5 protein-coding genes are annotated in these 6,355 nt (G+C 69.2%); all 5 read right to left on the reverse strand.

Features of this window, described 5'->3' with window-relative positions; genetic code table 11:
- Nucleotides 1-454 (reverse strand): transposase (locus tag BL254_RS15930; RefSeq protein ID WP_175648389.1); only part of this gene is annotated, 454 nt, incomplete at its 3' end.
- A gap of 18 nt (nucleotides 455-472) precedes the next feature.
- Nucleotides 473-802: an ATP-binding protein gene (locus BL254_RS25145; protein WP_083731134.1), complete on the reverse strand. Its 330-nt coding sequence runs from the start codon at nucleotides 800-802 to the stop codon at nucleotides 473-475.
- 7 nt (nucleotides 803-809) lie between these two features.
- Nucleotides 810-1,499 (reverse strand): response regulator transcription factor, encoded by a 690-nt coding sequence (locus BL254_RS15940; RefSeq protein WP_047225295.1) that lies wholly within the window; start codon nucleotides 1,497-1,499, stop codon nucleotides 810-812.
- Between the two features lie 208 nt (nucleotides 1,500-1,707).
- Nucleotides 1,708-5,466, reverse strand: coding sequence for an ABC transporter ATP-binding protein (locus tag BL254_RS15945; RefSeq protein WP_076843833.1), 3,759 nt, complete (start codon nucleotides 5,464-5,466; stop codon nucleotides 1,708-1,710).
- Nucleotides 5,467-6,138: 672 nt separating this feature from the next.
- A partial coding sequence (locus BL254_RS15950) for a tetratricopeptide repeat protein (protein WP_139342350.1) occupies nucleotides 6,139-6,355 on the reverse strand: 217 nt, incomplete at its 5' end.

The raw sequence follows: 6,355 nt of genomic DNA on the forward strand, positions 1-6,355 counted from the left end.
ACACCGACGCCCCGTAGATCTCCTCGAAATGCGCCGAGATCTCGCCCGTAGTCAGACCCTTCGCATACAGTGAAAGCACAATCTCGTCGACACCGGTCAGACGCCGCTGCCGCTTCTTCACGATCCGCGGCTCGAACGTGCCCTCCCGGTCCCTCGGAACCGAGATCTCCACCTCACCGGCCGCCTCGGAAACGACCGTCTTCGTCCGGCTGCCGTTACGGACGTTGGTCGATTCCCGCTCCGCCGGTACCCGGTTCTTCTCATGGCCGAGATGCTCGGTCATCTCCTCGGCCAAAGCCGTTTCCAGCACCGCCTTGGTGAACAGCTTCAACAGCCCGTCCGGCCCCGTCAGCGCCAGCCCACGCGCCTTCGCGTCCGCGACCAAAGCCGCCGCAGCGGCCTGCTCCGGCGACAGCTGCCGCCCCGATTCACGATCTTGCTTGCGAGGGGTCATATCACCCGATGTCATCACTCACAGTGCCCATCCCGCCGGACCCCGAGGGCCCGGCGTGTCGGGCCGGAAACACCGATCTTGAAACAGTCCCCTGCCCGGCCGCGCCGCTTCTCCCAGTTGGTGCACCCTCAGCGTGAGGGTGACGACGGCTCCGTTCTCAGGATGGTTGGCGGCGCTGGCCTGGCCGCCGTGGGCCGTGGCGATCGCGGCGACGATGGCGAGGCCCAGGCCGGTTCCGCCCTGGGCGCGGGTCCGAGCGGTGTGGACGTAGAACAGCGCTCCCAGCCCGGCGAGCACGAGCAGCGTCCCGAGYGCGAAGACGGCCGCGAGGCGGATGCGCAGTGGCATCGGCTGGTCAGGCCGTCCGTGTGCTCGTGGTGGCGCACAGCCGATAACCGGCTCCGCGGACTGTTTCCAGTTGTGAGGTTCCGAAGGGCCTGTCGATTTTGCGGCGAAGGTAGGCGATGTACTGGTCGACCACGTTCGAGGTTCCGTCGTAGGCGAAGTCCCAGACGTGTTCGAGGATGGCTGTTCGGCTGAGGACCTCGCCGGGGTGGCGCATCAGGTATTCGAGGAGGGCGAATTCTTTGGGTGAGAGGTCGAGGGCGGTGCCGTCACGGCTCGCGGTGCGGCCGGCCGGGTCAAGTCGCAGCCCGTCGACGTCGAGGACGACAGGGCGTTCATGGGTTCCGCGGCGGATAAGTGCCCGGATCCGGGCGAACAGCTCGTCGAAGCTGAATGGTTTGGCGAGGTAGTCGTCGGCGCCGACGTCGAGTCCGCGCACGCGGTCGGTGACCTCGCTGCGGGCCGAGAGCATCAGTACCGGTGCCCAGCGCCCGGCGGCGCGCAGGCGCCGGCAGACCTCGAATCCGTCGAGTCCTGGCAGCATGAGGTCGAGAACGATGACATCGTAGGCGATTTCGCTGGCCTGCCATACCGCCTCGAGGCCGTCCGCGACGATGTCGACGGCGAACCCTTCCTCGGTCAGGCCGCGGCGCAGCAATGTGGCGGTGCGTGTTTCGTCCTCGACCACCAGCACCCGCATGGGCAGCACGATATGACTGTCGGCATGTGAATTCGATGTGAGCCCGGCCTGGTCGGGCGTGCCCCGGCTGTGGACAGCACCGCGCGGAGCTTGCCCTCCAGGCCCAGCCAGCCGCCGACGAACCAGGTCAGGAAGAACACAGGGTGATCGCGATGATCGCCTGGGTGATCGCGGGCCCGGCGGCCGCGGAAAGGTTTCGTCGGACTCGCTACGGACGGTCGCGAACGGCCGACGTTGGCCGTTGGGTCATGGCTGCCCACAGCGCGGCGTAGCGACCGTCGAGGTCGATCAGTTCCTCGTGTGAGCCGTCTTCGACGATGAGCCCGCCGTCGACGACGAGGATCCGGTGTGATGCCCGTGCGGTCTGCAGCCGGTGCGCGATGAGCAGGGTCGTCCGGCCGCTGACCACGAGCCCCATCGCCCGCTGCACCCGCGCCTCGGTGGCGAGATCGAGGTTGGCGGTCGCCTCGTCCAGCAGCAGGATCGCCGGGTCGACGAGCAGCGCGCGGGCCAGGCTGAGCAGCTGGCGCTGGCCCGCCGACAGGGAGTGTCCCTGCTCGCTGACCGGGGTCAGGTAACCGTGCGGGAGGTCGGCGATGAACTCGTGCGCGCCCACCGCCCGTGCGGCGCGCTCGACCTCCAGGTCGGACGCGGACGGGCGGCCGTAGGCGATGTTCGACCGGATGGTCCCGGAGAACAGGAACGGCTCCTGCGGCACGAACCCCAGCTGGTGCCGGTAGGCGGCCAGATCGAGATCGCGCACGTCGACGCCGTCGACCCGCACCGTCCCCGAGGCCGCGTCGTAGAACCGCGCCACCAGCTTGACCAGCGTGGACTTGCCGGCTCCGGTGGTACCGACCAGCGCGACGACCTGGCCGGGCGGGATGGACAGGCTCACGTCGTCCATCGCGACGAGCCCGGTGCTCTCGTAGGCGAACCGGACGTGATCGAGCGTGATCTCGCCGCGCAACCGCCCGGGACGCACCGGATCAGGGGTGTCGGGGGTTCCGCTCGGGGTCTGCAGGAGCTCGCGCAGCTGGGTCACGGCGACGACGGCCTGCAGCCACTGGTCGAAGACCGTCGACAGCTGCTGGATCGGCGTGAAGAACTGGTCGAGGTAGAGCAGGAACGCGATGAGCAGTCCCGCGCTGAGCGAGCCGTTCGCGATGCGATGCGCGCCGACGGCCAGCGCGATCGCCTTCGCCGCCGTGCTCAGCAGCTGCAGGAACGGGAAGAACCGGGCCATCAGCTCGTACGAGCGTGACCGGGCGTGGCAGTACGCGTCGGCCAGCGACGCGAAGCGGGCCTCGTTGGCCGGCTGCTGGTTGTACGCCTGGCTGACCACGACGCCGGACAGGCTCTCCTGCATGTCCGCGTAGAGCACGGAGATGYGTTCCCGGGCCGCGAGATACGTCTGTGTGGACACCCGCCGGAACCACATCGTCGACAGCACCAGCGGCACGAGCACGACCGAGATCATCAACGCGAGGGAGGGACTGAACACCGCGAGCACCACGGCGATGCCGCCGCAGGTCATCAGGCTGGACATCGCGGTGACCAGGCCCTGCTGCAACAGCTGCGCGAACGCCTCGACGTCCGAGGTCATCCGCGTCATGATCTTTCCGGYCTGGTGTCGCTCGTAGTAGTTCAGCGACAGCCGCTGGAGGTGCGCGAAGGTACGCACCCGCAGGCCGAACAACATCCGCTCCGCGGTGCRCTGGGTGTAGAAGGTCATCAGCCGCTGGTTGGCCCAGATGATGATCTGGAGGACGAGGAGCACGGCGCACGCGACGGCGAGCACCCGCTGGGAGTGCCGCAGCACACCGTGGTCGACACCGAAACGGATCAGTGCCGGGGCCGCCAGGCCGCTGAGCCCGTCGATGACGACCAGCACCGCGGCCAGCGCCAGCGGCCGGGCGAACGGCCGGAAGACGTCGCCCATGCTGAAGTCGTCGTGCGGCGCCATCGCCGCGTCGAGGTCGACCCGCGGGTCGCCGGCCAGCGGTGGGAGCCGGTCCACCTCGGCGAGCAGTTCGGGTGACGCGGCCGCCAGCCCGGCCAGCTGCGAGGAGTCGCCGCCGCGGCCGCCTCCGGGCCCGCCCACCGTCGAGCGCAGGGCGGAGTCGCTGGCATAGGTGCTCACCTTCGGCGCGCCGAGGCGGGAGACGTCCGTCGGCCAGGCCACCGGGTCGATCGCGGTGACCGGCTCGGCCGGCGGCGTGCCGTGCTCGGCGAGCCCGGTGTCCAGGCCGGTGAGCAGTTCGCGGAACAGCTCCGAGYGGTCGAGCAGTTCCTCGGCCGTGCCCTGGTCGACGATGCGCCCGCGGTCCAGCACGATGACCCGGTCGGCCAGCTGCAGTGTGGAGTGACGCTTGGCGATCAGGACGGTGGTCCGCTGCGCGAGCACCTCCTCGAACGAATGGTGGATCGCGTGCTCGGTGCGGGCGTCGATCGCCGACGTGGCGTCGTCCAGAACGAGCACGCGCGGGTTGGCCAGGGCGGCCCGCGCGAGAGCGATGCGCTGACGCTGCCCGCCGGAGAGGGTGAAGCCCCGTTCCCCGACCACGGTCTGGTACCCGTCCGGCAGGCCGGCGATGAAGCCGTGCGCGTGCGCCGCGACGGCCGCGTGTTCGACCTCGTCATCGGACGCGGTCGGGCGGCCGAACGCGATGTTGTCGCGGATCGTCGTGGAGAAGAGGAACCCCTCTTCGAACACGAGGCCGACCGTCGAGCGCAGCGACATCAACGTGTAGTCGCGGGCATCCCGCCCGTCCACACGGACCGTGCCGGAGGTCGGGTCGTGGAACCGCGCCAGCAGCAGCGCGAGCGTCGACTTGCCCGAGCCGGACGCGCCGACGATCGCGATCCGTTCTCCCGATTCAATACGCAGGGTGATGTCGTGCAGCACTGGCTCGCCACCGGGGTAGGCGAAGTCGACGTGGTCGAGTTCCAACAGCCCGTCCGGGTCCGTGAGGGCGACCGCGTCCGGCCGCTRCCGGACGCGGGACTCGGCGGACAGCAGTTCGAGGATGCGCGCCACGCCAGCGCGGGCCTGCTGGCTCGTGGTGAGGATGTTGGACAGGAACCGCACGGGGGTCACCAGCTGCAGGACGTAGCTGGAGAAGGCGAGGAAGACACCCAGCGTCACCTCGCCGCGCATCACCAGCCAGCCGCCCAGCGCGAGGACCGCAAGCTGGCTCAGCCCGGGAAAGGCATCGAGCGAGGCGCTGAAGGCGGCGGTGATGCGCGCGGTCCGCAGCCGGGACTGGAACAGCGTGTGCGCCTCGGCGTTGAGGGACTGCTGTTCCTGGGCCTCCTGCCCGAAGGCTTTCACCACGCGGACGCCGGTGACGGCCTCCTCGACCACGCCGGCGACCGAGCCCTTGTAGAACTGGTCCGTCCAGCTGGCTGGAAATGTTCGCTGGCGGAACCGCGTCGCGACGACGAGGAACACCGGCATCGAGACCGCCATGATCACTGACAGTAGTGGCGAGAGCCAGATCATCACGCCGAGCGCGACCACCAGCAGGGTGAGGTTGCCATAGGCGATGCCGAGCTGGTGGATGAACATCTGGATCACCGTGAGGTCCGAGGTCGCCCGCGACATGATGTCGCCGGTGCGGAACTCGTCGTGCCCGGCCGCGTCCAGGTACTGCAGGTGGTGATGGACCTGCACCTGCAGGTCGCGCTGGCTGCGCGCCGCCGCCCTGCCGCCGATCGAGCGGCGTAAGTACTGCAGGACGAAGCTCACGACGCCGGCGGCGACCAGGATCGCGACCCACAGCGCCAGCGAGCGTCGCCTGGCCACGATCGCGTCGTCGATGATCACCTGCTGGATCAGCGGCAGCGCGGCGAGCGCGGCCTGGGCGAGAACCGTCAGCGCGATGCCGATCCGGATGGTCCGCAGGTTCCGCCCCAGCAGCGGGCCCAGCATGTCCAGGGTGCCCTGGTTCTTCTTCGCCGTCATGGCGTCACCGCGGACACGTTTCGTCGGGCCAGGCCCGGTCGGGGCGCGTCCGCGGTGGGTGCGTCTGCGGTGGGCGCGACGACACCGACGTGAACGAGCCCGTGGCCGGCCCGGTGGGGCCGCCGTCCACGGTCGCGGCGAGCGTCGTGACCACGACGGGGTGGACGCCGAAGACCGGGCGCGGTCGTGGAGGCGAGAGCGGGCGGGCTCCCAGTCGTCGGCATAGTCCTCTTTCTATAGAGGATCATCAGGGGGTACAATGCAGTTCGGCTACATAGTTTGTTAACCAAAGTAACAACATGGTGTGGTGATACGCAATCTGCTACTGAAAGATGGCGGATTGTCTATCCTGTGGGCAAGGGTGGCCTATCGATCGACAGAAAGTGTTGATCAGAACGTGAATCTGCCGCTGGCGGATCTCCCCCCGACCGCCATCTCTCGCCGCCGACTCCAGCGGCGCGGGCCTGCCGGGCCAGTCGCGCCTCGAGCGGGGTAGCCGGCCGCCGGCCCGGATCGCCATCCCGCCACGGCCGGGTGGATGGCTGCCTGCCATGACCGGCCACTCGGCCCGGACCGGCACCGATCATGACTGGTTCGGCAGCGGTGCCCCGCCAGGCCGTGCACCCTGCCTGTGCTCCCGACGGCGGCGGATGCCGTCCGCCCCCGAGCGGATTACGGTCGATCCGGGTTGTCCGTCGACCGTGTTGGGTTACCGGCCGACGGGCCGCGATGCTTCGTGGCGGCAAGATTGTCTCTGACCATGACCGTGAAGGTGTGGTCGGGACCATTGACCCGCACGCTGTCGGCCAGCGTCCGCTCGTACAGGCGGATGGCGTCGTCGTGCTGGCCGGCGGCCTGGTAGGCGTTGGCGAGGTTGTTGCGGGCGGCC

It is taken from the genome of Protofrankia sp. BMG5.30 (assembly GCF_001983005.1).
GTDB classification, from domain to species: domain Bacteria; phylum Actinomycetota; class Actinomycetes; order Frankiales; family Frankiaceae; genus Protofrankia; species Protofrankia coriariae.

Bases quoted from the DNA above. Each gene is read 5' to 3' on its own strand.
- BL254_RS15940 (WP_047225295.1), bottom strand. From the start codon at position 1,499: ATGCGGGTGCTGGTGGTCGAGGACGAAACACGCACCGCCACATTGCTG.